This is a genomic window from Chiayiivirga flava, assembly GCF_014202825.1.
GTDB classification, from domain to species: domain Bacteria; phylum Pseudomonadota; class Gammaproteobacteria; order Xanthomonadales; family Xanthomonadaceae; genus Chiayiivirga; species Chiayiivirga flava.
This window is the reverse complement of record NZ_JACHHP010000008.1, coordinates 52,982-79,380: the sequence shown is the minus strand read 5'-3', so window position 1 is coordinate 79,380 and position 26,399 is coordinate 52,982. Positions and strand designations below refer to the sequence as shown.

The window sequence follows — 26,399 nt, the reverse complement described above, 5'->3', positions numbered from 1 at the left end:
GCTCACCGTCCTCAATGCGCGATGTCGCGATGAGATGCGGGCCACTGCAAGGGCATAGCACCAACGGGTCGGCGCAAGACAGTTGCTCATCCGGCCCTGCCGGGCCACCTTCTCCCGGCGGGAGAAGGGCTTCAAGACCTCGCGGCGAAAAACATCGCGCGCCCGCCGGCTCCGCCTATTCACCCACCTTCGTGTGCCTGTCGAGCCACCCGATCACCGTCGCGTGCCAATGCACGCTGTTCTGCGGCCGCAGCACCCAGTGGTTCTCGTCCGGGAAATACAGCAGCTGCGACTCGATCCCACGCCGCTGCAGCGCCGTGAACGTCGACAGGCCCTGATCGACCGGCACGCGGTAATCCTTTTCGCCCTGCACCACCAGCATCGGCACGCGCCATTTCGCCACATGGTTCACCGGGTTCCATTTCTCGTAGTTGGCCGGCTGCTCGTACGGCGTGCCGCCGTTTTCCCATTCGGTGAACCACAGTTCCTCGGTGACGTAGCCCATCGAGCGCGTGTCGAACACGCCGTCGTGGTTGACGAGGCATTTCCACGGGTCGTTCCAGTTGCCGGCGATCCAGTTGATCATGTAGCCGCCGTAACTTGCGCCGAGCGCGCAGGCCCGATCGCCGTCGAGAAAGTCGTACTTCGCCAGCGCCGCCGCCCAGCCCTTCTGAAGATCTTCGAGCGGCTTGCCGCCCCAGTCGCCGGAGATCGCGTCGGTGAACGCCTGCCCGTAACCGGTCGAACCGTGGAAATCGATGAACACCGCGGCGTAGCCGGCGCCGGCGTAGCTCTGCGGATTCCAGCGGTAGTGGAAGCTGTTGCCCATCGAGCCCTGCGGCCCGCCGTGGATGATGAAGGCCACCGGATACGTGTTGCCCGCGCTGTAGTTCCACGGTTTCACCACGTAGCCGTGCACGGTGTCGCCGTTCGCGCCGGCAAACTCGAACTGTTCGTACTCGCCGAAGCGCACCTCGGCCAGGCGCGCGTTGTTGAACGTGGCGAGCGGGGTTTCCTGCGAGCCGCCGCTTTGCGCGCGGAACAGGTTTGCCGGCGCGGTGAGCGTGCTGCGCGCGAACACCACGATGTCGCGGCCGACATCGAAGCCCTCGATCGCACCGCCGCCGACCACGCGCGTGGCCTCGCCGCTGGCGATGTCGATCGCGAACAGCGGATGCTCGCCCATATCGTCGGCCGCGGTGTAGAGCGTGCGGCCGTCGTGCGAGAGCGTCAGCGCGCCGGCCGAGCGATCCCACTGCGGCGCAATCTCGCGCGTGGCGCCGGTGGCGAGGGTTTTGGCCATGATCGCGTAGCGGTCGGCCTCGAAGCCGGGGCGCTTCATCGCGGTGTAGTACAGCGTCCTGCCGTCGGCGCTGAAGGTGGGCGCGGTGTCCCACGCGGGATTGTCTTCGGTGAGATTCTGCGGCGCGGCGCTGCCGGCCACGTCGCTGCGATACAGGTCGAAGTTGGTCGACCACGGTTCGCCCTTGCCCGCGACGCGCGCACTGAACACCAGCGACTTGCCGTCCGGTGCCCACGCGTATTCGCCCGCGTCGCCGAACGGCTTGGACGGCACGTCGCCTTCGATGCCGCGGCTCACGCGCACGGGCGCCGCGGCGGCACGGTGCGTGGCGTCGAGCGCGCTGACGAAGAGCTGGCTGCGGCGACCGTCCATCCACGTGTCCCAGTGCCGCACGAACAGGCTGTCGTACAGCACGCCGCTGGATCGTTTCGCCGACGCTTCTTCGAGGCGCTTGCTGGTGCAGCCCAGATCGGCGCAGTCGGTGAACACCTCCAGGCTGAAGGCGATGGACTTGCCGTCCGGCGCGAGCTTGAAGCCGCCGACATCGAGCGCGTAGTGCGTCACCTGCTGCGCCTCGCCGCCGGACAGATCCAGGCGCCACACCTGCATCGAGCCCGAACGCGACGAGAGGAAAAACAGCGCGCGGCCGTCGGGCGAGAACTGCGCGGAGTTCGCGCTGGAGCCCGATGCGGTGAGGCGGCGCGGGGCGGTCTTGCCGTCGATGTCGGTCAGCCACAGCGCGATGGCGGCCTTGTTCGCGTCGAGGTCGGCCTCGCGCAGGGTGAAGACCACGCGCTTGCCGTCGGGCGACAGCGTCGGCGCCGACACGCGATCGAAGCTGACGAGGTCGGTGGCGGTCATGCCGCGCGGCGCGGCGTGGGCCGCGACGGCAGCGGCGACGAGGGCAAGGGCCAGGGCGGTGCGGCGCATGGGCAGGTCCGGTGCGGGAAACGCCCGATGGTAGGTGTGCCGCCTGGACGATGCAAAGCCCGATGGTCAGGCCGCTGCGCGCGCTGCGTTCGCCGCCCCGGCGAGTGCGGCGCGCGGATGTGTCGCGCTTCGCGTTGTGGCCCGGGCGAAGCGGACAGTGTCGCCGATCCCAACCGTATCCATCGCCGCGGGGCAACCATTCCGATGACACCCCCACCGCCGTCGCACCTCACCCGCGGCGGCACGGCGGACTGAAGGACCGAGCCGAGACCGCGCTCCCCGAACCCGTCGTCCCGGCGCACGCCGGGACCCAGTGACGTTGTTCGGGTTTGATCGTGCCTTCGTCGGCTGACACACGTGGCGGCAGGAGAAGAAAAGTCGCTGGGTCCCGGCGTGCGCCGGGACGACGAGCGGGGCGCGGATGTGTCGCGCTTCGCGTTGTGGCCCGGGCGAAGCCGGCAATGCCGCCGATCCCAACCGTATCCATCGCCGCGGAGCAACCATTTTGATGCCACCCCGCCCCCGTCACGCCTCACCCGCGGCGGCACGACGGACTTAAGGACCGAGCCGATACCGCGCTCCCCGAACCCGTCGTCCCGGCGCACGCCGGGACCCAGTGACGTTGTTCGGATTTGATCGTGCCTTCGGCGGCTGACACACGTGGCGGCAGGAGGAGAAAAGTCGCTGGGTCCCGGCGTGCGCCGGGACGACGAGCGGGGGGCGTCGACCGCCCTCGGGACAGCAGTGGACCGTTGGCCGGACGACAGCATGCGAAACCACGTCGCCGCACCGTACGCGTTCCGGCCAGGCTGCCTGGAGCCGCAGGTCCGCACCAACGCCTGATCCCTGTTGCGCCAACCCAGCGTATGTCCCTCTGCGCAATGATGCGCCCCAACGAAAACAGACCCATGAAAACACATGCCCGTGCCCTGCTGTTCGCCTGCATCGGCGCAAGCGTCAGCTGTCCCGCCCTTGCCGTGCCGCAGGGGTTCGAGTGGTTTCCGCGCGTACCCGGCCCCGACGACCCGCTCTATCTCCTCCCCATCGACCCCTGCCATTCGACCCAGGCCTACGCGGTCAGTCTCGACAATCTGGAAGCAAGTTTCCTCACCCCCGAAAGCGGCGCGCTTGCAATCCGCTACGAGACGTTCCTTGCGGGCTGCATCGGCGCTCCACCGGTCGTTCACGCCGTCGCGATTCCGCAGGAAATCGACGGTGCGCCGGTCGATGGCCTGTTTTCCACGCATGTGCGAAGCACTCCGATCTTCGAGAACGGCCAGCAGGTCGACACGGTCGTCAACGAGATCGAGTGGTTTGAAACGTTGCCACCGCGCGTCGCCATTCCGCCGTCCGTTTCCGGCACCTGGTTCTCGCCCGCGCACGTCGAGCAGGGCATCCTGATCAACATGACCGCCAAGCGCGAACTGCTCGTCGGCTGGACGACGTACGGCGCCGACGGCACGCAGCGCTGGTTCAGCGGCATCGCGCCGACGGTCCCGGACGAATCCACCGTCACGCTGACGCTGACCGACACCGGCGACGGCGCTTTCGCAGGGGAGCTGCCAAACGATGCGGCCCCGGAAGAATGGGGCACGCTGACGATCGAGTACGTCGCCTGCGGCGAAATCGAGGTCAGCTGGAATCCGAAAACGACCACCGGCCTGCAACCCGGCTCGGCAACGATGCAGCAGCTCACCCAACCGCACGATGCGGCCTGCGACATCGAAGCCTATGCGGCCGCACTCGGCCAGCCGCTGACGATCCACGAACTGGACATCGAAACCGCGCCGCAGCCGGTGGACTGACTGCACCGTCGGCGCCGAGGATCGACGCCGGTCCACTGCGAGGCCCGCGCCACGCGGGCCTCGCGATCCATCACATCGCCGCCTTCCGCGTCGCCGTGCGATACAGCAGCCACGCGATCACGGCCAGCAGGATCAGCCCCAGCCAGCCGCCGAAGTGCATCGAATCCGGCAGCGCCAGCACATCCGCGCGCCCGGTCGCCACGATCGGCACCGCGATGAAGATGCCCATCAGTGCTTCGCCGGTGATGAGGCCGGCGGAGAACAGCAGGCCCATGCGGTGGATGCGGCCGTGTTCCTCCTCGTTCTTCGCACCGCCCATGCGGCGTTCGACGATGTGCGAGAGCAGGCCGCCGAGGAAGATCGGCACCATCAGTTCGATCGGCAGGTAGATGCCGATGGCGCAGGCCAATACCGGGATGCGGAACGTGCGGCCGCTGGCCTTGAGCCATGAATCCACCGCGATGATCACCGCGCCGATCGCCGCGCCGATGCCGATGGTGGTCCACGGCAGTTCGCCGCCGAAGATGCCCTTGGCCACCGACGCCATGAGGTTGGCCTGCGGCGCCAGCAGCGAGTTCGGATGCTCCGGCGTGCGTGCGCCGATGCCGTATGCCTCCAGCAGCAGGTTCAGCACCGGCGCCATCACCATCGCCGACGACACCGCGCCGATGGCCAGCATCACCTGCTGTTTCCACGGCGTGGCGCCGACGATGTGGCCGGCCTTGAGATCCTGCAGGTTGTCGCCGCCGATGCAGGCCGCGCAGCACACCACCGCGCCGATCATGATCGCGGCCACGGCGCCGATCGACGACTCCTTGCCGAGCAGCAGCACCAGCACGAGGGCCGCGAACAGGATCGTCGAGATCGTGATGCCCGACACCGGATTGTTCGACGATCCGACGAGGCCGGCCATGTACGCCGAAACGGACACGAACAGGAATCCGGCGACGATCATGATGACCGTCATCGGAATGCTGGCCGACCACTGCCCGACGATGGCCTGGTACAGCGCCAGCAGCGGCAGCGTGAACAGCACCAGGCCGATCAGGATGTACTTCATCGGCACGTCGCGCTCGGTGTGCGGCACCTGCACGGGCACGGCGCCGGCGGCCTGCTTGCGCGTGGCGCCCAGGCCGCTCTTCACGCCCGAGAACAATGAATTTCGCAGCGAGAACAGCGTCCAGATGCCGCCGATCAGCATCGCGCCGACGCCCATGTAGCGCACCTGCGCCGACCAGATGGCACCGGCCGCGCATTCGGCCGAGACCATGCCGGCCTCGGTGCAGCCCTGCGCGATGGACGCGCTCAGCGCGGCGTCGTTTTCGAGGAAGAAGGCGCTGTAGATCGGGATCGCCACGTTCCAGCCGATGATGCTGCCCAGCAGCACCACGATGCCGACGTTGAGCCCGACGATGTAGCCCACGCCGAACAGCGCCGGCGACAGATTCGTGCCGAAGTACGCGATGCCCTTGCCCCACCACGCGGCCGCGGCGGCGGTGTCCGGAATCAGGCGCAGGCCGCTTGCGGCGGCGAGTTTGCCGAAGCCGCCGAACAGCGCGGCCAGGCCCAGCACCTTCACGCCTGCCGCGGGATTCTCGCCCGTCTTCAGCACCTCGGCCGCGGCCTTGCCTTCCGGGAACGCGAGGCCCTGGTCGACGATCAGCGAGCGCCGCAGCGGCACCGAGAACAGCACGCCGAGCAGGCCGCCGAGACCGGCGATGGCCAGCACCCACGAGTAGCGGAACTCGGTCCAGTACCCGAGGATGATCAGCGCGGGGATGGTGAAGATCACGCCCGATGCGATCGACGACCCGGCCGAGGCGCCGGTCTGCACGATGTTGTTCTCGAGGATCGAGCCGCCGCCGAACAGCCGCAGCACCGCCATCGACACCACGGCCGCCGGGATCGCCGAGGCGATGGTCATGCCCGCGAACAGGCCGAGATAGGTATTGGCCGCCGCCAGGATCACCGCAAGGACGATCGAGAGCAGGACGGCGCGCAACGAGAGCTGCGCGGGTGAGGCAGTGACGGCATTCATCTGGTGGTGGTCCCCGAGGCAACGGAAGGCCGCAAACCGGCCCGAATCCGCATTCGACCCGATCCGGCCGCCTGCGGCAAGCGCGGCGGCCACACTTCGTCGCGCGCCGCCGTGGTGCGCACGGGTTCCGCGCGCCACGCATTCGTGCGACGCTGACGCGCGACGGGGCGTCCAGAGAGATCGACCCACGCAAGGAGACCCATGCGATGAAACGCAGCTTCGTGTTCTGCGCCCTGCTGCTCGCCGTCGCCGCACCCGCGACCGCCGACACACCGATCGAGGAGGGCCTCGCGTGGTTTCCGCGCGTGCCCGGCCCCGGCGACCAGCGCTACCTGATCCACACCAACCACTGCAGCGACGCGGTCGGCGTTGTCGGCCCCGCCGCCGCGCTGAGCCTGGTGGACGCCGACGAGGGCCGCTGGCGCCTCGACTACCAGGCCGACACACTTCTGTGCGGCACGCCGCCGCCGTTCGAGTCGCTGATGGCGATGGCGATCCCCGACGCGGTCGGCGGCGTGCCGGTGCACGTGATCGACATCGTGCGCGAACACCTGAGCAACGATGCGCTCGATGCGTCGTGGACGACGCGTGTGCCCGAACGCGTCGGCGTGCCGCCGTCGATCGTCGGCACGTGGCTCGCCGCGGGCCACGCCGAACAGGGGTTCCTGATCACGCTCACGCAACGCGGCGAGGTGGCGGTGAGCTGGAACACCTACGGCGGCGACGGCACCCAGCGCTGGCTCAGCGGTGTCGCGCCCACGGCCGACAATGCGAGCACCTTCACCGTGCCGCTCGTCGACACCGGCACGGGCACGTTCGCCGGCACGTCGCAGACTCCGGACGCGGCGACGCCGTGGGGTTCGATCAACGTCCAATACATGGAGTGCGGCATGCTGCAGGCCGCGTGGGTGCCGGATCCCGAGGTCGGCCTGCCCTTCGGCGGCGCGGTGTTTCAGCAGCTCACGGCGCCGTACAGCGATCCCTGCAATCTCGAGGCCTGGGCACAGTCGCAACAGGCGGTCGTGGTGCCGGTGGAGGTCGACGCGGGCCCGTGACGCGGTCTGCGCGCGGCGTGCCTCAGGCCGGAGCGAGTTCGCCGACGACCTGCCGCACGCCCTCGCGCCAGTCCGGCAGGCGCAGGCCGAACGTGTCGCGCAGCTTGGCACCGTCGAGACGGGAATAGGCGGGGCGCGCGGCGCGCGTCGGGTAGTCGAGGGTGCCGATCGGTTCGACGCGCGGGGCGCGTTCGAGCAGGCCCGCGGCGAGTGCGTCCGCGAAGATCGTTTCGGCAAAGTCCGACCAGTGCGATTCGCCGTCGGCGACGAGGTTGAAGGTGCCGGTGAGCGCCTCGTCCCACGCACGCGCGGCGATCGGTGCATCGTCCGGGCTGTCGGGGGCTGCCTCGCTGCGGCAGCGTGCGAGCGCAAGCGCCGAGGCCGATGCGATCCAGCGCGCGGGCGTCGGTGCGCCGCGCTGGTCGGCCACCACGCGCAGCACCTCGCGTTCGGCGCCCAGACGCAGCATCGTGCGCAGGAAGTTCTGGCCGCGTGCGGCGTAGACCCATGCGGTGCGGAAGATCAGATGCAGTGCGCCGGCGTCGCGGATGGCGTCCTCCCCGGCGAGTTTGCTGCGGCCGTAGACGCCGAGCGGCGCGGTGGCGTCGTCCTCGCGGTACGGGCGCGTGGCGCTGCCGTCGAAGACGTAGTCGGTGGAGTAATGCAGCAGCAGTGCGTCGCGGGTCGCGCACCAGGCGGCGAGCTGGCCGGGCAGCGCGGCGTTGAGCGCAAATGCGGCGTCGGCCTCGTCTTCGGCGCGATCGACCGCGGTGTACGCCGCGGCATTCACCACGGCATCGGGTTCGATCTCGCGCAAGAGCGCGTCAACGGCACCGGCGTCCGCCAGATCGATGCGGACACACGCGGCGCCGCCGGGCAGGCGGCCGCTGCGCGTCGTCGCGATCACGTTGCCGAGCGGCGCGAGCGAACGTTGCAGTTCGAAACCGACCTGGCCGTTCGCGCCCAGCAGCAGCAGCTTCACGACGCCGTCCTCGCGTTGTCGGCACGCCGCGTCATGCCTCGACCTGCGTTACGGCGCAGCATATGTCGGCAAGCGCTCCGGCGGCACGTCCGCGAGGAACGGCGCGGTCGCATCCTTGGGCGAGAGCTGCGGCGCGCCGAGCGGCCAATCGATGCCGATGGCCGCGTCGTTCCAGCGGATGCCGGCGTCGGCCGGCGCGTCGTACAGCGCCGTGCACATGTAGGAAAACACCGCCCGCTCCGACACCACCGCAAAGCCGTGCGCGAAGCCTTCGGGTATCCACAAATGGCGCTTGTTGTCGGCCGTCAGCATCACCGCGGTCCAGCGTCCGAACGTGGGCGAACCGCGGCGGATGTCGACCGCCACGTCGTAGACCTCGCCCTCGAGCACGCTCACGAGTTTGCCCTGCGGATTCGGCCACTGGTAATGCAGCCCGCGCAGCACGCCGCGCGACGAGGAGGAGACGTTGCCCTGCACGAAGCGCAGGTCGAGCCCGGCATCGGCGAAGCGCTGCGCATTCCAGCTTTCGTAGAAGAATCCGCGCTCGTCGCCGAACACGCGCGGCTCGATCACGACGCAGCCGGGCAGGCGGGTCTCGGTCACCTTCATCGCGGCAGCCCCTCGGCCAGCAGCGTCAGCAGATACTGGCCGTAGCCGTTTTTCGCCAGTGGCCTCGCCAGCGCCTCGAGCTGCGCGGCGTCGATCCAGCCGTTGAGGTAGGCGATCTCTTCCGGGCAGCACACCTGCAGGCCCTGGCGCTCCTGCAGCGTCTGGATGAAGTTGCCGGCCTGCAGCAGCGATTCGTGCGTGCCGGTGTCGAGCCAGGCGTGGCCGCGGCCGAGCTGCTCCAGGCGCAGCGAGCCCTCGTCGAGGTAGCAGCGGTTCAGATCGGTGATCTCCAGTTCGCCGCGCGCCGACGGCGTGAGGCCGGCAGCGAAGTCCGAAGCCCGACCGTCGTAGAAATACAGGCCGGTCACGGCGTAGTGCGACTTCGGTTTCGCGGGCTTTTCCTCGAGCCCGATCACGCGGCCGGACGCATCGAACTCGGCCACGCCGTAACGTTCCGGATCGCGCACCCAGTACCCGAACACCGTGGCGCCGTGATCCTGCCGCGCCGCGCGATGCAGCTGCTCGCCGAAGCCGTGACCGTAGAAGATGTTGTCGCCGAGGATCAGGCAACTCGGCTGGCCGTCGACGAAGGCGCGCCCGATCAGATACGCCTGCGCGAGGCCATCCGGACTGGGCTGCGCCGCATACTCGATGCGCATGCCCCACTGCGAGCCATCGCCGAGCAGCTGGCGGAACAGCGCCTGCTCGTGCGGCGTGTTGATCACCAGCACCTCGCGGATGCCCGCAAGCATCAGCGTGCTGAGCGGGTAGTAGATCATCGGCTTGTCGTACACCGGCAGCAGCTGCTTGCTGACCGCCTTGGTGATCGGATACAGCCGCGTGCCGCTGCCGCCGGCCAGGATGATGCCGCGGGTGATGCTCATGCCGCGTCGCCCAGGCGCTGCATGCGGTAGCTGCCATCGAGCACGCGCTGTACCCAGGGCTGGTTGTCCAGGTACCAGTCCACCGTGGCGGCGATGCCCTGCTCGAACGTGGCCGACGGTTGCCAGCCCAGCTCGGCGCGGATCTTCGACGAATCGATCGCGTAGCGGCGATCGTGGCCCGGACGATCCTTCACGTAGGTGATCTGCGATTCGCGCTTCACGCCGTCGGCACGCGGCCGGCGTGCATCGACCAGCGCGCAGATCGTCTTCACGACGTGGATGTTTTCCTGCTCCGCATCGCCGCCGACGTTGTAGACCTCGCCGACGCGACCGCCGTCGAGCACGGAACGAATCGCGCTGCAGTGGTCGCCCACGTGCAGCCAGTCGCGCACGTTGCGGCCGTCGCCGTAGACCGGCAGCGGCTCGCCCGCGAGCGCCTTGGCGATCATCAGCGGAATGAGTTTTTCCGGGAACTGGTAGGGGCCGTAATTGTTCGAGCAGTTCGTCGTCAGCGTCGGCAGGCCGTAGGTGTGGTGGAAGGCGCGCACCAGATGATCGGACGCGGCCTTCGACGCGGAATACGGCGAATTCGGCGCGTACGGCGTGGTCTCGGTGAACTTGCCGGTGGGGCCGAGCGAGCCGTAGACCTCGTCGGTGGACACGTGCAGAAAGCGGAACGCCTCGCGCGCCGCGCCGTCGAGTTCGCGCCAGTAGTCGCGCGTGCACTCGAGCAACGCGAGCGTTCCGACCACATTGGTCTGCACGAACGCGGCCGGCCCGTCGATGGAACGATCGACATGGCTTTCGGCGGCAAAGTTGATCACCGCCTGCGGACGATGTTCGGCCAGCGTGGCAGCCACGCGCCGCGCATCGCCGATGTCGCCGTGCACGAAGACGTGGTTTTCCGGACGCGCCATGTCGCGCAGCGTGTCGAGATTGCCGGCGTAGGTCAGCGCATCGAGATTGACCACGCGCCAGCCGTCGGCGATGGCGTCGCGCACGAAGTTGCCGCCGATGAAGCCGGCGCCGCCGGTGACGAGGACGGTACGGGTCATGCCATGGCTCCGGTCGAAAGCGGAAAGAGGATCACGCGGTCCGTCACGTTGCGTCGCTCCGTGGTTGGGTGTGGCCGATCGCGCCGGCCGGCCGGTGCGCCGGAGACGGCGGCGCGGAACGCCGCAGTATACCGGGCAGGCCGCGACGCAGCCCGCACGCTAGACTGCGTGCCTGCCCTGCCGCCCGGAAACGCCATGCCGCCTGCCCCCCTGCCCGCCCCCGAAACCGCCCGCGTGGCCGTGCTGGGGCTGGGGTATGTGGGGCTGCCGCTGGCGGCGGCCTTCGGCAAGCGGCAGCCGACGCTGGGGTTTGACATCGACACGCGCCGCATCGACGCGCTGCGTGCCGGCGTCGACCACACGCAGGAGCTGTCCGAGGACGACTTCGCCAAGCTTCCGCAGCTGCGCCTTAGCGCCGACGCCGCCGACCTTGCCGGCAACGATGTCTTCATCGTTACCGTGCCGACACCGATCGACGCCGCCAAGCGCCCGGACCTGCGCCCGCTCGAAGCCGCAAGCCGCAGCGTCGGCCGCGCCATCGCGCGCGGTGGCGTGGCGATCTTCGAATCCACGGTGTACCCGGGCGCCACCGAGGACGTCTGCGTTCCGATCATCGAACGCGACTCCGGGCTGCGCTGCAACGTCGACTTCTTCGTGGGCTACAGCCCGGAACGCATCAATCCGGGCGACCGCCAGCACCGCCTCGAAACCATCCTCAAGATCACGTCCGGTTCCACGCCCGCGGCCGCGGCTTTCGTCGATGCGCTCTACCGCCGCATCGTCACCGCCGGCACGCACCTGGCGCCGAGCATCCGCGTGGCCGAAGCCGCCAAGGTGATCGAAAACACCCAGCGCGACCTCAACATCGCCCTGGTCAACGAGTTCGCGCTGATCTTCCACAAGCTCGGCATCGACACCGGCGACGTGCTCGCCGCCGCCGGCACCAAGTGGAATTTCCTGCCGTTCCGCCCGGGCCTCGTCGGCGGCCACTGCATCGGCGTGGATCCGTACTACCTCACGCACAAGGCGCAGGAAGTCGGCTACCACCCGGAAGTGATCCTCTCCGGCCGCCGCGTCAACGACGGCATGGGCGCACACGTCGCGCAGCGCGTGGTAAAGCGCCTTGCGCAGCGCAGCCTGCCCGTGGCCGGCGCGCGCGTGCTCGTGCTCGGCCTTGCGTTCAAGGAGAACTGCCCGGACCTGCGCAACACGCGCGTGATCGACGTGGTGAGCGAGTTCCGCAGCTATGGTGTCATCGTCGACGTGCACGATCCGTGGGTGCATGCCGATGAAGTGCAGGCCGAATACGGTCTCGCGCTGACCGATGCGCCGCAGCCGGGCTACGACGCCATCGTGCTGGCCGTCGCACACCGTGAATTCGTCGCGCTCGGCGCCGAAGGCGTGCGCGCCTTCGGCAAACCCGGCGCGGTCCTGTTCGACGTGCGCCACGTGCTGCCGCGCGACGCCGCCGACGAACGTCTCTGAAGCCCACGACCATGCGTGTCCTCGTCACCGGCGCGGCCGGCTTCATCGGCGCAGCCACGGCGCTGCGGCTGCTCGAACGCGGCGACCGCGTGTTCGGCTACGACAACATCAACGATTATTACGACCCGGTGCTCAAGCACGCGCGCCTTGCGCGGCTGCGGCCGTTCGACGCGTTTTCGTTCGAGAAAGCCGCGCTGGAGAACCGCGACGCGCTCGACGACGTATTCGCGCAGTTCAAGCCCGAGCGCGTGGTGCACCTCGCCGCGCAGGCCGGCGTGCGCTACTCGATCGAGAACCCGCGCGCCTACATCGACAGCAACCTCGTCGGCTTCGCCAACACCCTCGAAGCCTGCCGCAGGCACGCTGTCGAACACCTGGTTTATGCCTCGTCGAGTTCGGTGTACGGCGGCAACCGCAAGCTGCCGTTCTCGGTGGAGGACGCGGTCGACCATCCGCTCTCGCTCTACGCCGCCACGAAGAAAGCCAACGAACTGATGGCGCACACGTATGCGCATCTGTATCGCCTGCCGGTGACCGGACTGCGCTTCTTCACCGTGTACGGCCCGTGGGGCCGGCCGGACATGGCGCCGTACCTGTTCACCCAGAAAATCCTTGCCGGCGAACCGATCGAGGTGTTCAACAACGGTCGGCATTCGCGCGATTTCACCTACATCGACGACATCGTCGAAGGCGTGGTGCGCGTGCTCGATCGCGTGGCGAAGCCGGATCCGAGGTTTAATCGGGCGAAGCCGTCGCCGGCGACGTCCGATGCGCCGTATCGCATCTACAACATCGGCAACAGCGCTCCGGTGGAGCTGAAGCGGTTCATCGAGGCGATCGAGGCCAGCACCGGGCGTGCGGCGGAGAAGATCCTGCGGCCGATGCAGGCCGGGGACGTGGAGGATACGTTTGCGGATATCTCGGCGCTGGAGCGGGACGTGGGGTACGCGCCGGGGACGTCGATCGAGGATGGGGTGGAGCGGTTGGTGCAGTGGTATCGGGAGTTTCATCGCGTCTGATGGGTGCGGGGATGGAGTGGGCGCGGCGATGAAGTGCGCCCCCGACGCGAACACCCCAATCCGCCCCAACCCACCACCCCACCGCCCGAACCCGGCCCAGCCCCGCCACCTGCGCCATTAGAATGCCCGACTTCCAGCGCCGCTCCCCGGCGCCCGCCAAGGACAGCCCCGCATGTGTGGAATCGTCGCCGCCACCGCCGAACGCGATGTCGTTCCGATCCTGATCGCCGGCCTCAAGGCCCTCGAATACCGCGGCTACGATTCGGCCGGCCTCTCCGTGCTCGCCGACGGCGCGCTGGCCCGCGCGCGCACCGTGGGCAAGGTGCGCGAACTCGAAGCGCGTCTTGACTCCGAGCCGCTGCACGGCAGCAGCGGCATCGCGCACACGCGCTGGGCCACGCACGGCGTGCCGAGCGAACGCAACGCGCATCCGCACACCTCGGTCGGCAGCGTCAGCGTGGTGCACAACGGCATCATCGAAAACCACGAGGCGCTGCGCGAGCAACTGCGCGCCTCGGGCTACGAATTCACGTCCGACACCGACACCGAAGTCATTGCCCACCTCGTCCACCACATCGCGAAGGAAGGCGCCAACTTCCGTGACGCCGTGGCGCAGGCGATCGCCCGCCTCGAAGGCGCGTTCGCCATCGCGGTGATGAGCAGCGACGCACCCGGCACCATCGTCGGCGCACGTCGCGGCAGTCCGCTGGTGGTCGGCATCGGCATCGGCGAACACTTCCTCGGCTCGGACGTGCAGGCGCTGATCAAGGTCACCAACCGGTTCGTCTACCTGGACGAAGGCGACCTCGTCGAGATCACGCGCACCTCGATGCAGGTGTTCGACGCCGACGGCGCCGCCGTGCAACGCCGCACGCACCAGAGCGAGCTCTCCGCCGACGCAGTGGAGCGTGGCGAATACCGCCACTACATGCTCAAGGAAATCTTCGAGCAGCCGCGCGCCATCGCGGAGACGCTCGAAGGCCGCATCGCCGGCCACCGCATCCTCCCGAACATCTTCGGCGTCGGTGCGTTGGAACTGCTGCCGCGCGTGCGCCACGTGCAGATCGTCGCCTGCGGCACCAGCTACCACGCCGGCCTCGTGGCCAAATACTGGCTCGAAGCGCTGGCCGGCCTGCCGTGCAGCATCGAGGTGGCGAGCGAGTACCGCTACCGCAAGGTGGTGGTGCCGCGGGACAGTCTGTTCGTCGCCATCTCGCAGTCCGGCGAAACCGCCGACACGCTGGCGGCGCTGCGCGAGGGCAAGCGGCTCGGGTATCTGGGCTCGTTCGCGATCTGCAACGTGCCCGAGTCGAGCCTGGTGCGCGAATCGGACCTCGTGCTGATGACGCGCGCCGGGCCCGAGATCGGCGTGGCGTCCACCAAGGCGTTCACCACCCAGCTGTCCGCACTCGCGCTGCTGGTGCTGGAGCTGGCGCGCCTCAACGGCCTGGATGCGGACCGGTGCGCGCGCTTCGTCGACGACCTCGAATCGCTGCCGCGTCGCGTCGCCGCCGCGCTCGAGCTCGAACCTGCGATCGCGACACTGGCAGAACGCTTCGTCGCCAAGCATCACACGCTGTTCCTCGGCCGTGGCGTGAACTTCCCGGTGGCGCTCGAAGGCGCGCTCAAGCTCAAGGAAATCTCGTACATCCACGCCGAGGCCTATCCCGCCGGCGAGCTCAAGCACGGCCCGCTCGCGCTGGTGGACGAGGACATGCCCGTCATCACGGTGGCGCCGAACAACGCGCTGCTGGAAAAACTCAAGTCCAACATCGAGGAAGTCCGCGCCCGCGGCGGCGAACTGTTCGTGTTTGCGGACACCTCGGTGGAGATTCCGGCCAACGGCGAGCGCGGCGCCGTGATCAAGGTGGACGCGGGCAGCGACCTGATCGCCCCGGCGGTGTTCACCGTGCCGCTGCAGCTGCTCGCCTACCACGTGGCGGTGCTGCGCGGCACCGATGTCGACCAGCCGCGCAACCTCGCGAAATCGGTGACGGTGGAGTGAGCCGCACGCGCGCGGCGGCGGCTGCGGCGGGCGCTGCGCAACGCCTCAGTCGAGCGCGCGTCGCGCACGCCGCTCCAGCCACCATAGGGTGCCCGCCAGCAGCAGCCAGGCGGCCAGCAGGGCAATGCGCCAGCGTTCGCGCGGTGGCTGCGGCGCGGGCGCGATTGCGTCCAGCGTGACGAGGGCGGCGGTGGCGCGGCGCGTGTCTTCGCGTTGCAGCGTGGCGATGTTCGCGGCGGAGTGCACGTAGAACGCCGCGGGTGCAGGACGATCGGAATCGGGCGATGTCACGCGATGCCAGCCTGCCTCGCGCGGCCAGAACGCGGCGCAGCCGCGCGGGTCGGCGAGCAGGTCGGTGCTGCCGGCGTCGGGCGACGTCACACGCAACGGGCTGTCTGCGCACAGGACGACGCGCTCGCCGATCGCCGCGCGTGTGGGCATCGCGAGCGGTGCATCGCCGTCGGCGCGCGCAAGCGCGGCGACGGTGTCCGACCACAACGTTGCATACGCCGCACCCTCGCCGCGCGTGACGAGACGGAAGCTGTCGGCGAGCGGCCAGACGCCGACGCGGCCGCGCCCGAGCGCGATGCGTTGTGCGAGGACGCGCCCGTCGACATCCCGCAGCATCGGCACCTGGTGTGCACCGCCGGTGACGATCGGCCAGGCCTGCAGTTGCAGTGCATCCGTCGTGCCTGGCTGCGGCAGTTGCACCGCCACGGGTGCGGCGGCGTCGAGTCGCACGTCGAGGCCGAGTTCACGCCAGTCCTGCGCCACGCGTGCGGGCAACGGCCCGGTCACGCGCAACAGCACGCCCAGGCCGTCGTCGATGGCAGCACGCAGCGTGTCGCGCGACGCGGCAACCTGTGGCCAGCTGCGTTCGTCGACGACGAGCAGGTCCAGTTGCGCGAGCGTGGCGGCGTCGAGCGCCGGCTGTCCGCGCCGTTGCGGCAGGCCGGGCGCCAGATCGATGCGGCTGTCGAGCGCAAGGCCCGCGTCGATGGCCCAGCGCCGCAGCGCACGCAGTTCCGGCGACGGCGCCCCGGCGAGCACCAGCACGCGTTGCGGCGACGGCGTGTGTGCATCGATCGGAATCGGCAGGCGCTGCTGCTCCGTGTCGCCGTCGAACACCTGCAGCGAGAACAGCGCCGGGCCCGGTGCGCGCGCGAGAGCACGCAGCACGAAGGTGCCGTCGGCGTCGGGCGTGGCGGTGGCAACGGGCGCGCCGGTGGGATCGCGCAGTTCGACCGTGCGCGCGCCGGGCGCATGCAGGCGACCGCGCAGCGTCCACCACGCACCGGTGCGCACGCTGGCGGGCGCATCGAGCGCGACCAGCGTGCCGTCGCCCGGAGCGGATGACGGTTGGTACGCGATGTCGCGCGTGCTGACGACGGCGCGATCGTGCGGCGCAAGACCGTCGCCGAGGATGCGCAAGGTGTCGACCGACGGATGCCGGCGCAGCGCGGTGGCAAGGTCCGGTGCGCGCTCGATGTCCGGTCCGGCCGCCGCGCCCGGCAGTGCCACGGTCGGCAGGTCCGCGATGCCGGCGGCATCGGCTCCCGGCGTGAGCACCTGCAGCACGGCGTGATCGCCGCCGTCGCGCAGCAGCAGCGCCGCGAGCAGCAGCGCCGCGCACGGCAGCTGCAGCACGGCGAGTGCGGTGCGATGCCGGCGCGCGTGCCGCAGCACGAGCAGCAGCGCGGCCAGCGCGGCGGCGGCGATGGTCGCGACGAGGACGGCGTCGACGTGGAACACCGTGCTCATGGCGTGCCCTCGTCCGCTGCCGGAGGCGCCAGCGCGTCGAGATACGCGCGTCCGACGGCGTCCGGCGCCGGACGCGACAGCGGTGCGGCCGGCGGCGGCACGAGGCTCGGCCACAGTGCGCGCGCGAGTGCGTCGCGGCATGCGCGGCAGGCGGGGTCGCGCTGCAGTGCGTCGATATGCTGCAGCAACGCCAGCCGATCGGTCGCCGCGTCGGGCGTGCCGCGCAGCCAGTCGAGCAGTTCGGCGAGCGGCAGCGGCGCATCGTCGTGCAAGGCCTGCCACGCGGCGCGCGGCACGTCGTCGGTCTGCGCGCGCGGCACCAGCGGATCGCGCCGGGCGGTCAGCGGATCGCGCTCGCCGGTGAGTCGCCGCGTTGGGTCGAGTTGCGGCAGTTCGAGGCCGACGCGGGCCAGATAGATGCGATCGGCCTGCTGCACGCGCTTGATGAATTCGAGTGCGCGTCGCTCGAACGGCAGTGCGGCGTCCGGATGCCCGCCGCGCAGTGCGCCCTCGGCTTGCCACATCTCGTTCAGTGCCGCGCGCAGCAGTTCGCGCGCGGCCGGATCGAGCAGGGTGGCGGCCTCGGGCAGGTCGTGCAGGTGGCCGGCGCCGCGCATCAGGTCGTCGGCGTTGGCGTTCGCCGGCGGCGCGTGGTCGTGGGCGTCGTCAGCGTGTGAGTCGTCGTGATCGTCGCCGTCGTCGTGGCGCGGCGGCGGCGCATCGGTCTCGGATTCCTCGCCGAGGAATTGGCCGTAGCGCAGGCGCAGGATGCGCTGGTCGTTGCCGATGGCGTCCGAACGCGCCAGCACCGTGGCGGCGTCGAGTTGGGCGCGCTGCGCAAGCAGCGCTTCGGTGTCGATGATGATCTGGCGCTGGCTGCGGAAATAGGCCGGCATCGCGGTCTGCACGAGGCCCTCGACGCCGGTGCCGTCCGTGCCCTGCGGCGGCGGCCAGCGCAGGATGAAGCTGGCGCTGCGCGCGACGTTGGGCGTCGGCGCGCGCGTGTCGCGCACGGTCACGCGCGCGATGAGATCGTCGCCTTGCGCGTAGCCGAGCGCGGCAAGTTCCACGGCATGCGCATACCGCCGCGTGCGGGTGTCGCCCTCGCCGCGCAGCGCGATGCGCCGCTCGCTCACGGTCACCTGCTCGCCGCTGCCCTGCGCGAGCGTGAGTTCGAGCGTGGCGGCACCCAGCGCATGGTCGTCGCTTGCCTCGAACACGAGCTGCCAGCGGCGGGTGGCGGCGTCCAGCACCGAGAGTGTGCGCTCGGGTTGCAGGACGCGGATCTGCGGTGCGAGGTCGGGGCGGATCTCGATCCGGTACGGCGGGCCGTTGGGCAACGGCGGTGCGCCGTCGGTCTCGATGCGGAACAGCGCGGAGCGCTCGAACATGCGTTCGCCGCGCCAGACGCCCGCGTCGCGGGTCAATTCCAGCGTGTCGCCGTCGACGAAGCGCAGGCGCACGGACTGCGGTGCGACGGCAAAGCGCAGCGTCCACGCGAGCGTGCTGCCCTGCTCCGCCTCGCCGTCGATGGCATCCAGCCGGCGCGCCGCGAGGCCGGTGTAGGCCGGCGGCCGGATGTCGAGGCTTGCCTGCAGCGACTGCACCTGCGCGGCGGGCTGCGCCGGCGTTGCGGCGATCGGCGCGGGTTCGCCGTGCGGCCGCGGCCATGCAAGAACGACGAGCACGCCGATGACCGCCACCGGCAGCGTGCGGCGCAGCGGGCGCCACGGCAGCGGCTCGCGCAGGTCCGGCGGCTGCATGCCGAGCCGGTGCAGCACGCGGGTTTGCTGCAACGCCTGCAGCGGGCCGAGCGCGTCGGTGCGCGCGAACAGCAGATCGGCGCTGTCCTGCAGTTCCGGTGCGGCTGCGTCGAGCGCCGCGACGAGCCACGCGGTGTCGATGGCGCGCGCACGCAGCGCGGCGTGCAGCGCGCACGCCGCCAGTCCGGCTGCGGCCGCGAATGCGGCGCCCGTTGCGCCGTCCAGCCGCCAGGCGATGGCAACGGCGACGCCGATCCACGGCAACCAGGCAAGCGCGACGACGAGTGCGCGGCGCCATTGCGCCCGCCGTTTCAGACGCTGCAGCACGGCGGCGCTCATGCCGGCCGCGCCAGGCGACGCCCGTTCGCGAGCAGGCGTTCGAGCAGGAACAGCGCGGCGGCGAGCCACGCCAGCCACGAGCGCAGCGCCGTGAGCGGCACCGTGGCGCGTGTTGCATCGTGCAGCGGCGCCACATCGGCGGCGCGGGCGCGCGCGGGCGGCGGCGCGTCGCCGAACAGCACGCGGTGCAGCTGCAGCGGGAAGTCCGCGTCGTGCAGCGCAGGCACGTGCTGCGGGTCGAGTGGCACGCGCAGGCGCAGGACCTGGCCGCGACCGGTGCGTGTCGGCGCAGGGGGCCAGGCGTCGGCAGTTGCGGAAGCATTGCCGGCTGCCGACAGTTCGAGCACCACAGCACCGCTGCGTGCGAGGTCGAGCGCGCGCGGGTCCGGCGTCGCCTGCAGCAGGATCACGGCGTCCGCGCGCTCTGGCAGCGGCGTGCCGGATGACGCTGCGTCGAGGGTGACGGCGAGCGTGTCGACGGCGTCCCATGCGGCGATGGCGGCGCGCAGCGGGCGCAGCGCGGGTGCGGCGGCATCGTCGAAGCGCAGCGCGAGGCGGCGCGGCGGTGGCGGCGCTGCTGCCTGCGCCGCGCGCGCGACGGCCGGCACGATGCGCCAGGCGATGTCGCGCGAGAGCACGATGCGCGCCGCTTCCAGCCCGTCGACTTGGGACGGCACGAGCACGGTCAGCCGGTCGTCGGGGGCGAGCATGGCGTCGAGTTCGCGCAGCAGGCTCGCGGTGGGCACGGCATCGCCCAGCGCGGCACTGTCGAGCGACGGAAATCCCGGGGCGAGCCACACCGCGCGATCGGCATCGATGGCGTCCGCGGTGTCGACACCCGGCACCACTGCCAGCACGTGCTGCGGCGCGCGCCACGCGCCGCGCAGCACCGGCTGCGCGAGCCACAGCGCGAGCACCGCGATCAGCGCAAGGCGAAGCGCAAGCAGCAACCACTCCGACACGCGCAGCGTGCGACGCGGCTTGCTGCGCGTGCCGATCCAGCGCATCGCTGCAAACGTGATGCTGCGCACGGCGCGGCGGCGGTCCAGGTGCAGCAGCAGCGGCACCAGCAGGGCGCCGAGTGCGAAAATGCCCAACGGAAATGCCCACAGCAGACTCATCGCGCACCCGCACCGAGGACGGCCCGCAGCGTGCGCTCGGGAGGCTGGTCGACGGCGTGTTCGACGTGCAGCACACCGCCGGCGGCGAGCGTGTGCGCAAGCGCGCCGCGCGCCTGCGCGAAGTTGGCGCGGAAGCTCGCCGCGACGGCCGCGGCGTCGGCCTCGATGCGCGCGCCGGTTTCCGGATCTTCGAACACGCAGGCGCCGCGCAACGCGAAGTCGCGCTCGTCGACGGCGGTCAGCGCGATGCTGCGCACGTCGCGCCGGGTGGCGGCGAGCTGCAGCGCGAAGTCGGTGGCGTTCGGGTCGAAGCCGTCGCCGATCGCCAGCACGATCGACGACGGTTCGATGCGGCCCCATGCCGGTCGCAGCGCATCCATGCCGGGCCACGTGCCGGCACAGGTCGCGCGCAACAGGGCGAGCAGGCAGCGGTCGCGATGGCGCGGGCCGCGTTGCGCGGGGGTCCAGTCGAGCGTGCCGTCGCGCACCAGCAGCAGGCCGAAGCGGTCGCCCTGGCGGTGTGCGATGTCGATGGTGGCGGCGGCGAGGGTGCGCGCCACGGTCCATTTGCTGCGCTCGGGGGTGGCGAGATCGGCCTGCTGCATCGAGGCGGTGGCGTCGAGCACCACCCACACGGCGAGCCCGGCTTCGCGTTCGGCGTCGCGCACGAAGTAGCGGTCGGCGCGCGCGAAGAGTTTCCAGTCGATATGGCGCGGTTCGTCGCCGTGTTCGTACGCGCGGTACTGGGAGAATTCGAGGCCCTGGCCGCGCTGGCGGCTGGCGTTCTGGCCGAGCGGGCCGGGCGGTGGCGGCAGGCGTGCGGCGATGCGCAGGCGTGCGAGGTGCGCGCGCAGGGTGGCCGGGATCAGCGTCGTCTTGTCACTCATGCTGCGGCCGGTCGCCTGCAGGAAGCGGCGCGCAGAAGCCCCTCTCCCGGTGGGAGAGGGGTTGGGGAGAGGGTTCGGGAGGCTACGAACGGCAAATTCATCCATTCGCGATCCGGGCGTACTACGCGCTGCTTTCGTCGCGAGGGAGCTTCGCGCAATACGCGCGTTGATGGATGCGCAGGATGGGTTCGCTCTGTGACGCCCGGACCCTCATCCGCCCTTCGGGCACCTTGTCCCGGGGGGAGAAGGACGAGCGGGGCGGTGGGCCTTCGGGCAGTGTCTCCCGCGGGGAGTTGGGCGCGCACGCGGTGCATTGCCGTGCCGCGTTTCAAGCGGTGAACGGCACGCCGGCGAGGAGCGCGGTGACCACGTCCCGGGCGGTGCGGCCGTCGGCTTCGGCGGTGAAGCTCAGCAGCAGGCGGTGGCGCAGGACCGGCATTGCGAGTGCGTGCACATCGTCGCGGATGGCGGCGAGGCGTCCGTGCAGCAGGGCGCGCGCCTTGGCGCACAACACTAGGGCCTGGCCCGCGCGCGGGCCGGCGCCCCAGCGCACCCAGTCGCGCACGGCCTGCACCTGGCTCGTCTGCGGGCGCGTGGCGCGGACGAGGCGGTTGATCCAGGCCATGAGGTCGCCGCTCACGTGCACGTCGCGCACCAGTTGCTGCAGCGCGAGCACGTCCTCGGCCTGCATCACGGCCTGCGCGTGCGCGTGCCCGCGTCCGGTGGTGTGTTCGAGGATGGCGCGCTCCTCGGCTTCGGTCGGATAGTCGACGAGGATGTTGAGCAGGAAGCGGTCGAGCTGCGCTTCGGGCAGCGGATAGGTGCCGGCCTGTTCGAGCGGGTTCTGCGTCGCGAGCACGAAAAACGGCGTCGGCAGCGGATGCGTGGTGCCGCCGTAGCTGATCGTGCCTTCCTGCATCGCTTCGAGCAGCGCGGACTGCGTTTTCGGCGGCGTGCGGTTGAGTTCGTCGGCGAGCAGGAGATGGGTGAACACGGGGCCGGGCTGGAACTTGAAGAAGCGCTTGCCGGTGCCGTGTTCCTCTTCCAGGATTTCGGTGCCGACGATGTCGCTGGGCATCAGGTCCGGGGTGAATTGCACGCGGCGGAACTCCAGGTGCAGCGCGCGGCCGAGCGCACGCACCAGCAGCGTCTTGCCCAGGCCCGGCACGCCTTCGAGCAGGCAGTGGCCACCGGCGAGCAGCGCGACGAGCAGCTGTTCGACCACGGCCTCCTGACCCACCACGTCGACGGCGATCGCGCGGCGCAGGTCGGCAAGTCGTGCCACCCGTGCCTGCACCGCAGCTTCGTCGATCGTTGCACTCATGCCTGCGGCCTCACGCGCTCAGCGCGTACATGACGATGTTGACCGCGAACTTCGTGTTGTCCTCGGCCAGCCAGCGCTTGTTGCGCCAGTCGTAATCCCATTCGCATCCGTAGTCCTTGTTGCTGTAGAGCACGCCGAGGCGGCCGTCGATCTCGATGCCCTTCAGGTAGTCGTGCACCAGGTCGTCGCCCCAGCCGTTGAGTTCGAGCGAGGTCGGCGGCGGGCCGTCGGGGAAGTCGAAGAAGCTGCGGTAGAGCGCGTGGTTCTTCGGCAGCTTGCGCAATGCGTCGCGGCCGAAAATGCGCGCCATTTCGTCCTCGAACGAGCGCGCGAACAGGCCGTCGATGTCGTGGTTGCAGTCGTCGACGAAGACGAAGCCGCCACGGCGCACGTAGGTTTCGAAGTTGCGGCGTTCGTCGGGGTTGAACTCGACGAGCTTGTGGCCGGCGAGGTAGCAGAACGGCGCGTCGAGCATGCGCGCGTCGGCGAGCGGGACCACGTGTTCCTCGGGATCGACACGCAGCTGCGTGTACTGCAGCAGCGCATCGAGCACGGTGGTGGGCATGCGCTGGTCGACGTCCCAGTCGCCGGACTCGTACATGAGGCGGGTGAACCAGAAGTCGTGGCGGCCGTCGCTGGCGTGGATGCGCGTGGCGGCGACGGCGAGGAGTGCCGCGAGGGCTTTTATGCTGTCGCGGCGGCGCATGTGATGGGGCTGGCTTCGTGTGCAGTGCGGGCCGGAGGCGTGCGAGGTGGCGCCCTCATCCGCCTGCCGGCACCTTCTCCCGACGGGAGAAGGATTCGAGGCTGGAGGACTGCGGCTCCGCGCGGCATCACACCGCGTCGGAGAGGCTGGTGAAGGTGAAGTCGCGCAGCTTCATCGACGGCACCTTCATCAGGAACGGCGATTCGTCCGGCGAGATGCGCTCGGATTTTCCGAGCTGCTCGATGTTGTTGAGCATGATCACCGGCGATTCGTTGAAGCGGAAGTTCTTGATCGGATACTTCACCTCGCCGTTCTCGATGTAGAACGTGCCGTCGCGGGTGAGGCCGGTGAGCAGCATGGTCTGCGGGTCGACGAGGCGGATGTACCAGGTGCGCGTGACGAGGATGCCGCGTTTGGTGGACTTCACCATCTCCTCGGTGGTCGCGTCGCCGCCGGTCATGATGATGTTGCCGGGCTGGCCGGTGGCGACCTTGCCCTTTTCCTTCGCCCAGTAGCGCGAGTACGCGAGCGTCTTGACCACGCCATCCTTGACCACGTCCTCGCGCGTGCGGGCGAGGCCTTCCTGGTCCCATGGCACCACGGCCAGATCCGCATCCCACGGATCGCTGTAGATGTTCACGCGTTCGTCGAACACCTTCTCGCCGATGCGGTTGCCGCCGCCCTTCTTGGTGAGGAAGCTGCGGCCCTCGTCCGCCTGGCGCGCGTCGAAGCCGAACAGCATGAAGCCGACCAGGCCCGCGGCCGCCGCAGGTTCGAGGATGACGGTGTACTTGCCCGGTTCGAGCGCCTTCGCGTCGGCCGAGCCCTTGGCCTTCTGCATGCCGGTGCGGATGCTGCGCTTGGCGTCGAACTTGCCGATGTCGGCCACGTTGCTCGCCACCCAGCCCGATCCGCGCTCGTCGTCGGTGCGCACGGTGCAGGTGAGGTCGGCCGAGGTGATGCGCTGGTAGGCGAAGTTGCCGTTGCTGTCGGCGTTGGCCATGAAGCCGTCGGAATCGACGAAGAACCCGGCCGCCACGAGCTTGTCGGCCTTGCACGGCTCGATGCAGTCGGCCGCCACCTGGGCGCGGAACTCGGGCGTGATGTTGGCCGTGGCCTCGACGAAGGTGGGCGTCGGGCGGTAGGTCTGCTTCTCGATGACCGGCATGAACTCGGGATTGTCCGGCGAGAGTTTCGCCAGTTCCTCGGCGCGACGCACCACGCGCTCGAGCGCCGCATCGTCGAATTCGCCGGTGGTGGCGATGCCGGTCTTCTTGCCGAACATCACCGTCACCACCAGCGTGCAGTTCTGCACTTCGCCGGCGGTGGAGACCGAGTTGCGCGCGAAGCGGATGTTGCCGGTGCGGCCACCCTGCAGCACCAAGCTGCAGCCTTCGGCCGTGGTGAGCTTGAGCACCTTGTCGGTGAGGGCGCGGGCCTGGGTTTCGTCGAACTGGATCATGTGTGTGCTCCTCAGCCCAGGCTGCGCGCGGTGTTGATGACGTTGATGCCGTTGAAACGGGCCGTGGACGAGCCGTGCGACACCGCCGAGACCTGCGAGGGCTGGCCCTTGCCGTCGAAGAACGAGCCGCCGTGGCGGTAGTCGCGCTCGTCGCAGACGCCGACGCAGGCGTTCCAGAATTCCGGCGTGCGGATCTGGTAGGCCACGTCCTCGATCTGGTGCGTGATCTTGCCGTCCTTGATCTCGAAGAAGAGCTCGCCGCCGAACTGCGCGTTGTAGCGCTGCTGGTCGATGGAGAAGGAGCCGTCGCCGACGATGTAGATGCCGTTTTCGACATCCTTCACCATCTCGTCGGGCGTCATCTGCGTCTTGCCAGGCGCGAGCGAGATGTTGGCCATGCGCTGGAACTGCACGCTGGACCACGAATCGGCGTAGCAACAGCCGTGCGATTCCTTTTCGCCCAGAATGTGGGCCTGATCGCGGATCGCCTGGTAGTTGACCAGGATGCCGTCCTTGATGATGTCCCAGCGCTTGGTCTTGACGCCTTCGTCGTCGTAGCCCACGGCGCCGAGGCTGAGCTCCTGCGTCTTGTCGGCGAAGATGCTGACCTTGTCGCTGCCGTACTGGAAGTTCTTCGACCTCCACTTGTCGAGCGTGGCGAAGCTGGTGCCGGCGTAGTTGGCCTCGTAGCCGAGCACGCGGTCGAGTTCGGTCGGGTGGCCGACCGATTCGTGGATGGTGAGCCAGAGGTTGGCGGGGTCGAGCACGAGGTCGTACTTGCCGGGCTTCACCGACGGGGCCTTGAGCTTTTCCTTCGCCTGCTTCGCGGCGGCCTTGGCATCTTCGACGATGTCGTAGGCGCTGAAGTAGGCCACCACGCCGCCGGGCTGCACGATGCGCTTGCCGGCGTCGGGCTCGAGGTATTCGTAGCCCATGCCCATCGGCGAGGAGAGCCCGCCGCGGTTCTTGAACTTGCCGCTGGCGGTGTCGACCACGGTGACCTGCATCGGTGCCCAGATGCGGTGCACGTCCTGGTCGATGTAGCTGCCGTCGGTGGACGCGAAGTATTTCTGCTCGTTGACCAGGAACAGCGTGCTGTTGGCGTAGTTGGCGCCGGCCGCCAGGGCCGCGGCGTTGGCCGCGAGCAGCAGGTCGACCTTGTCCTTCACCGGCACCAGCATGGCGTTTTTCTTGATGGGCGTGGCCCAGGAGACTTCGCCCACGCCCTTCACCGGCGCCAGCTGCACGGGCTCGGTCTGCAGGCGCGAGTTGGCCTTGGCGATCGCCACCGCCTGCTTGGCGGCGCGCGCCACGGCGGCGTCGCTGAGATCGTTGGTGGCGGCGAAGCCCCAGGTGCCGTTGGCGATCACGCGGATGCCGGCACCGGTGGTTTCGGTGTTGACCACGTTCTGCACCTTGTCCTCGCGCGTGACGACGAACTGGTTCAGGTAGCGGCCGATGCGCACGTCGCAGTAGCTTGCGCCGGCATCCTTCGACGCGTTCAGCGCGATGTCGGCGAGGCGCTTCTTCTGCGCGGGGTCGAGCGTTTCGGCCAGGGCTTCTGCCGCGATCAGCCGCCCGTAGGCCGGCACGAACAAGGCGGCCGCGCCGAGGCTGGTCGCTTTGACGAATGTGCGTCTGTCCATCGTGTCCTCCACTGCGAAAGAGCGTGAGCGCGGCAACGGCCGGCGTCGCGGGGGCAGAAACCGAGCATGCGCAGTTCCGCCGTCCACGGATCATTGCATGCTCGGGGCTCGCGTCGGCGACGGCATGTGGCGAAAGGCATGGACACGGGCCGTCCGCGACGGCGCGCGGCACGGCCCGGACACCTTGAATTCGGCCTCGGCGGCGCAAACCTTGTGTCAG

Annotated in this window: 19 protein-coding genes; 5 read left to right on the top strand and 14 right to left on the bottom strand. The window is 69.6% G+C overall.

The genetic code is table 11. From position 1 onward, the window contains the following. Positions 1 to 175: 175 nt before the first annotated feature. On the bottom strand, positions 176 to 2,239 hold the full coding sequence (locus HNQ52_RS16700; RefSeq protein WP_425486512.1) for a prolyl oligopeptidase family serine peptidase: 2,064 nt from the start codon (positions 2,237 to 2,239) through the stop codon (positions 176 to 178). A gap of 746 nt (positions 2,240 to 2,985) precedes the next feature. On the opposite strand from HNQ52_RS16700, the gene HNQ52_RS16695 reads away from it, so the two are divergent. Beyond that, positions 2,986 to 4,038 carry a hypothetical protein gene (locus HNQ52_RS16695; RefSeq protein ID WP_183962446.1) on the top strand — a complete coding sequence of 351 codons (1,053 nt, stop codon included), beginning with the start codon at positions 2,986 to 2,988 and terminating at the stop codon, positions 4,036 to 4,038. 70 nt (positions 4,039 to 4,108) lie between these two features. On the opposite strand, the gene HNQ52_RS16690 is transcribed toward HNQ52_RS16695, so the two are convergent. Beyond that, positions 4,109 to 6,076 (bottom strand): OPT family oligopeptide transporter, encoded by a 1,968-nt coding sequence (locus HNQ52_RS16690; protein ID WP_183962445.1) that lies wholly within the window; start codon positions 6,074 to 6,076, stop codon positions 4,109 to 4,111. Between the two features lie 206 nt (positions 6,077 to 6,282). Between HNQ52_RS16690 and HNQ52_RS16685 the strand changes: the two genes are divergently transcribed. Further along, positions 6,283 to 7,131: a hypothetical protein gene (locus HNQ52_RS16685; protein ID WP_183962444.1), complete on the top strand. Its 849-nt coding sequence runs from the start codon at positions 6,283 to 6,285 to the stop codon at positions 7,129 to 7,131. Between the two features lie 22 nt (positions 7,132 to 7,153). Here HNQ52_RS16685 and rfbD read toward each other — a convergent pair whose 3' ends face one another. The 4 genes from rfbD to rfbB are packed head-to-tail and all read right to left on the bottom strand — an operon-like array spanning position 7,154 to position 10,661. Beyond that, positions 7,154 to 8,113, bottom strand: a complete 960-nt coding sequence (rfbD, locus tag HNQ52_RS16680) for a dTDP-4-dehydrorhamnose reductase (protein ID WP_183962443.1) — start codon at positions 8,111 to 8,113, stop codon at positions 7,154 to 7,156. Between the two features lie 48 nt (positions 8,114 to 8,161). Next, on the bottom strand, positions 8,162 to 8,722 hold the full coding sequence (rfbC, locus tag HNQ52_RS16675) for a dTDP-4-dehydrorhamnose 3,5-epimerase (RefSeq protein ID WP_183962442.1): 561 nt from the start codon (positions 8,720 to 8,722) through the stop codon (positions 8,162 to 8,164). Beyond that, the gene (rfbA, locus tag HNQ52_RS16670; RefSeq protein WP_183962440.1) at positions 8,719 to 9,606 is read right to left on the bottom strand and encodes a glucose-1-phosphate thymidylyltransferase RfbA; all 888 of its coding nucleotides are present in this window, start codon (positions 9,604 to 9,606) and stop codon (positions 8,719 to 8,721) included. The genes rfbC and rfbA overlap by 4 nt, the downstream gene beginning before the upstream one ends. Then, positions 9,603 to 10,661: a dTDP-glucose 4,6-dehydratase gene (rfbB, locus tag HNQ52_RS16665; RefSeq protein WP_183962438.1), complete on the bottom strand. Its 1,059-nt coding sequence runs from the start codon at positions 10,659 to 10,661 to the stop codon at positions 9,603 to 9,605. The genes rfbA and rfbB overlap by 4 nt, the downstream gene beginning before the upstream one ends. A 195-nt stretch (positions 10,662 to 10,856) precedes the next feature. On the opposite strand from rfbB, the gene HNQ52_RS16660 reads away from it, so the two are divergent. The 3 genes from HNQ52_RS16660 (at position 10,857) to glmS (ending at position 15,170) form a co-directional block, all read left to right on the top strand. Continuing rightward, on the top strand, positions 10,857 to 12,146 hold the full coding sequence (locus HNQ52_RS16660) for a nucleotide sugar dehydrogenase (RefSeq protein ID WP_183962436.1): 1,290 nt from the start codon (positions 10,857 to 10,859) through the stop codon (positions 12,144 to 12,146). An 11-nt stretch (positions 12,147 to 12,157) separates the two neighbouring features. Then, on the top strand, positions 12,158 to 13,165 hold the full coding sequence (locus HNQ52_RS16655; protein ID WP_183962434.1) for an NAD-dependent epimerase: 1,008 nt from the start codon (positions 12,158 to 12,160) through the stop codon (positions 13,163 to 13,165). 172 nt (positions 13,166 to 13,337) lie between these two features. Further along, complete coding sequence (glmS, locus tag HNQ52_RS16650) at positions 13,338 to 15,170, top strand: glutamine--fructose-6-phosphate transaminase (isomerizing) (RefSeq protein WP_183962432.1); 1,833 nt, start codon at positions 13,338 to 13,340, stop codon at positions 15,168 to 15,170. A gap of 45 nt (positions 15,171 to 15,215) precedes the next feature. On the opposite strand, the gene HNQ52_RS16645 is transcribed toward glmS, so the two are convergent. From HNQ52_RS16645 to HNQ52_RS16610, 8 genes are all read right to left on the bottom strand, one after another. Then, positions 15,216 to 16,931, bottom strand: a complete 1,716-nt coding sequence (locus HNQ52_RS16645) for a hypothetical protein (protein ID WP_183962430.1) — start codon at positions 16,929 to 16,931, stop codon at positions 15,216 to 15,218. Then, entirely contained in the window at positions 16,928 to 19,033 is a 2,106-nt protein-coding gene (locus HNQ52_RS16640; RefSeq protein WP_183962428.1) for a DUF4175 family protein, read from the bottom strand. The genes HNQ52_RS16645 and HNQ52_RS16640 overlap by 4 nt, the downstream gene beginning before the upstream one ends. Then, positions 19,030 to 20,154, bottom strand: coding sequence for a BatA domain-containing protein (locus HNQ52_RS16635; protein ID WP_183962426.1), 1,125 nt, complete (start codon positions 20,152 to 20,154; stop codon positions 19,030 to 19,032). Before HNQ52_RS16635 ends, HNQ52_RS16640 begins: the two co-directional genes overlap by 4 nt. Continuing rightward, positions 20,151 to 21,041, bottom strand: coding sequence for a DUF58 domain-containing protein (locus HNQ52_RS16630; RefSeq protein WP_183962424.1), 891 nt, complete (start codon positions 21,039 to 21,041; stop codon positions 20,151 to 20,153). The genes HNQ52_RS16635 and HNQ52_RS16630 overlap by 4 nt, the downstream gene beginning before the upstream one ends. A 328-nt stretch (positions 21,042 to 21,369) precedes the next feature. Further along, the gene (locus tag HNQ52_RS16625; RefSeq protein ID WP_183962422.1) at positions 21,370 to 22,365 is read right to left on the bottom strand and encodes an AAA family ATPase; all 996 of its coding nucleotides are present in this window, start codon (positions 22,363 to 22,365) and stop codon (positions 21,370 to 21,372) included. A 10-nt stretch (positions 22,366 to 22,375) separates the two neighbouring features. Next, entirely contained in the window at positions 22,376 to 23,071 is a 696-nt protein-coding gene (locus HNQ52_RS16620; protein WP_183962421.1) for a DUF4159 domain-containing protein, read from the bottom strand. A gap of 127 nt (positions 23,072 to 23,198) precedes the next feature. Further along, positions 23,199 to 24,533 (bottom strand): TldD/PmbA family protein, encoded by a 1,335-nt coding sequence (locus HNQ52_RS16615; protein WP_183962419.1) that lies wholly within the window; start codon positions 24,531 to 24,533, stop codon positions 23,199 to 23,201. An 11-nt stretch (positions 24,534 to 24,544) separates the two neighbouring features. Next, positions 24,545 to 26,179: a TldD/PmbA family protein gene (locus tag HNQ52_RS16610; protein WP_183962417.1), complete on the bottom strand. Its 1,635-nt coding sequence runs from the start codon at positions 26,177 to 26,179 to the stop codon at positions 24,545 to 24,547. Between the last annotated feature and the right edge of the window lie 220 nt (positions 26,180 to 26,399).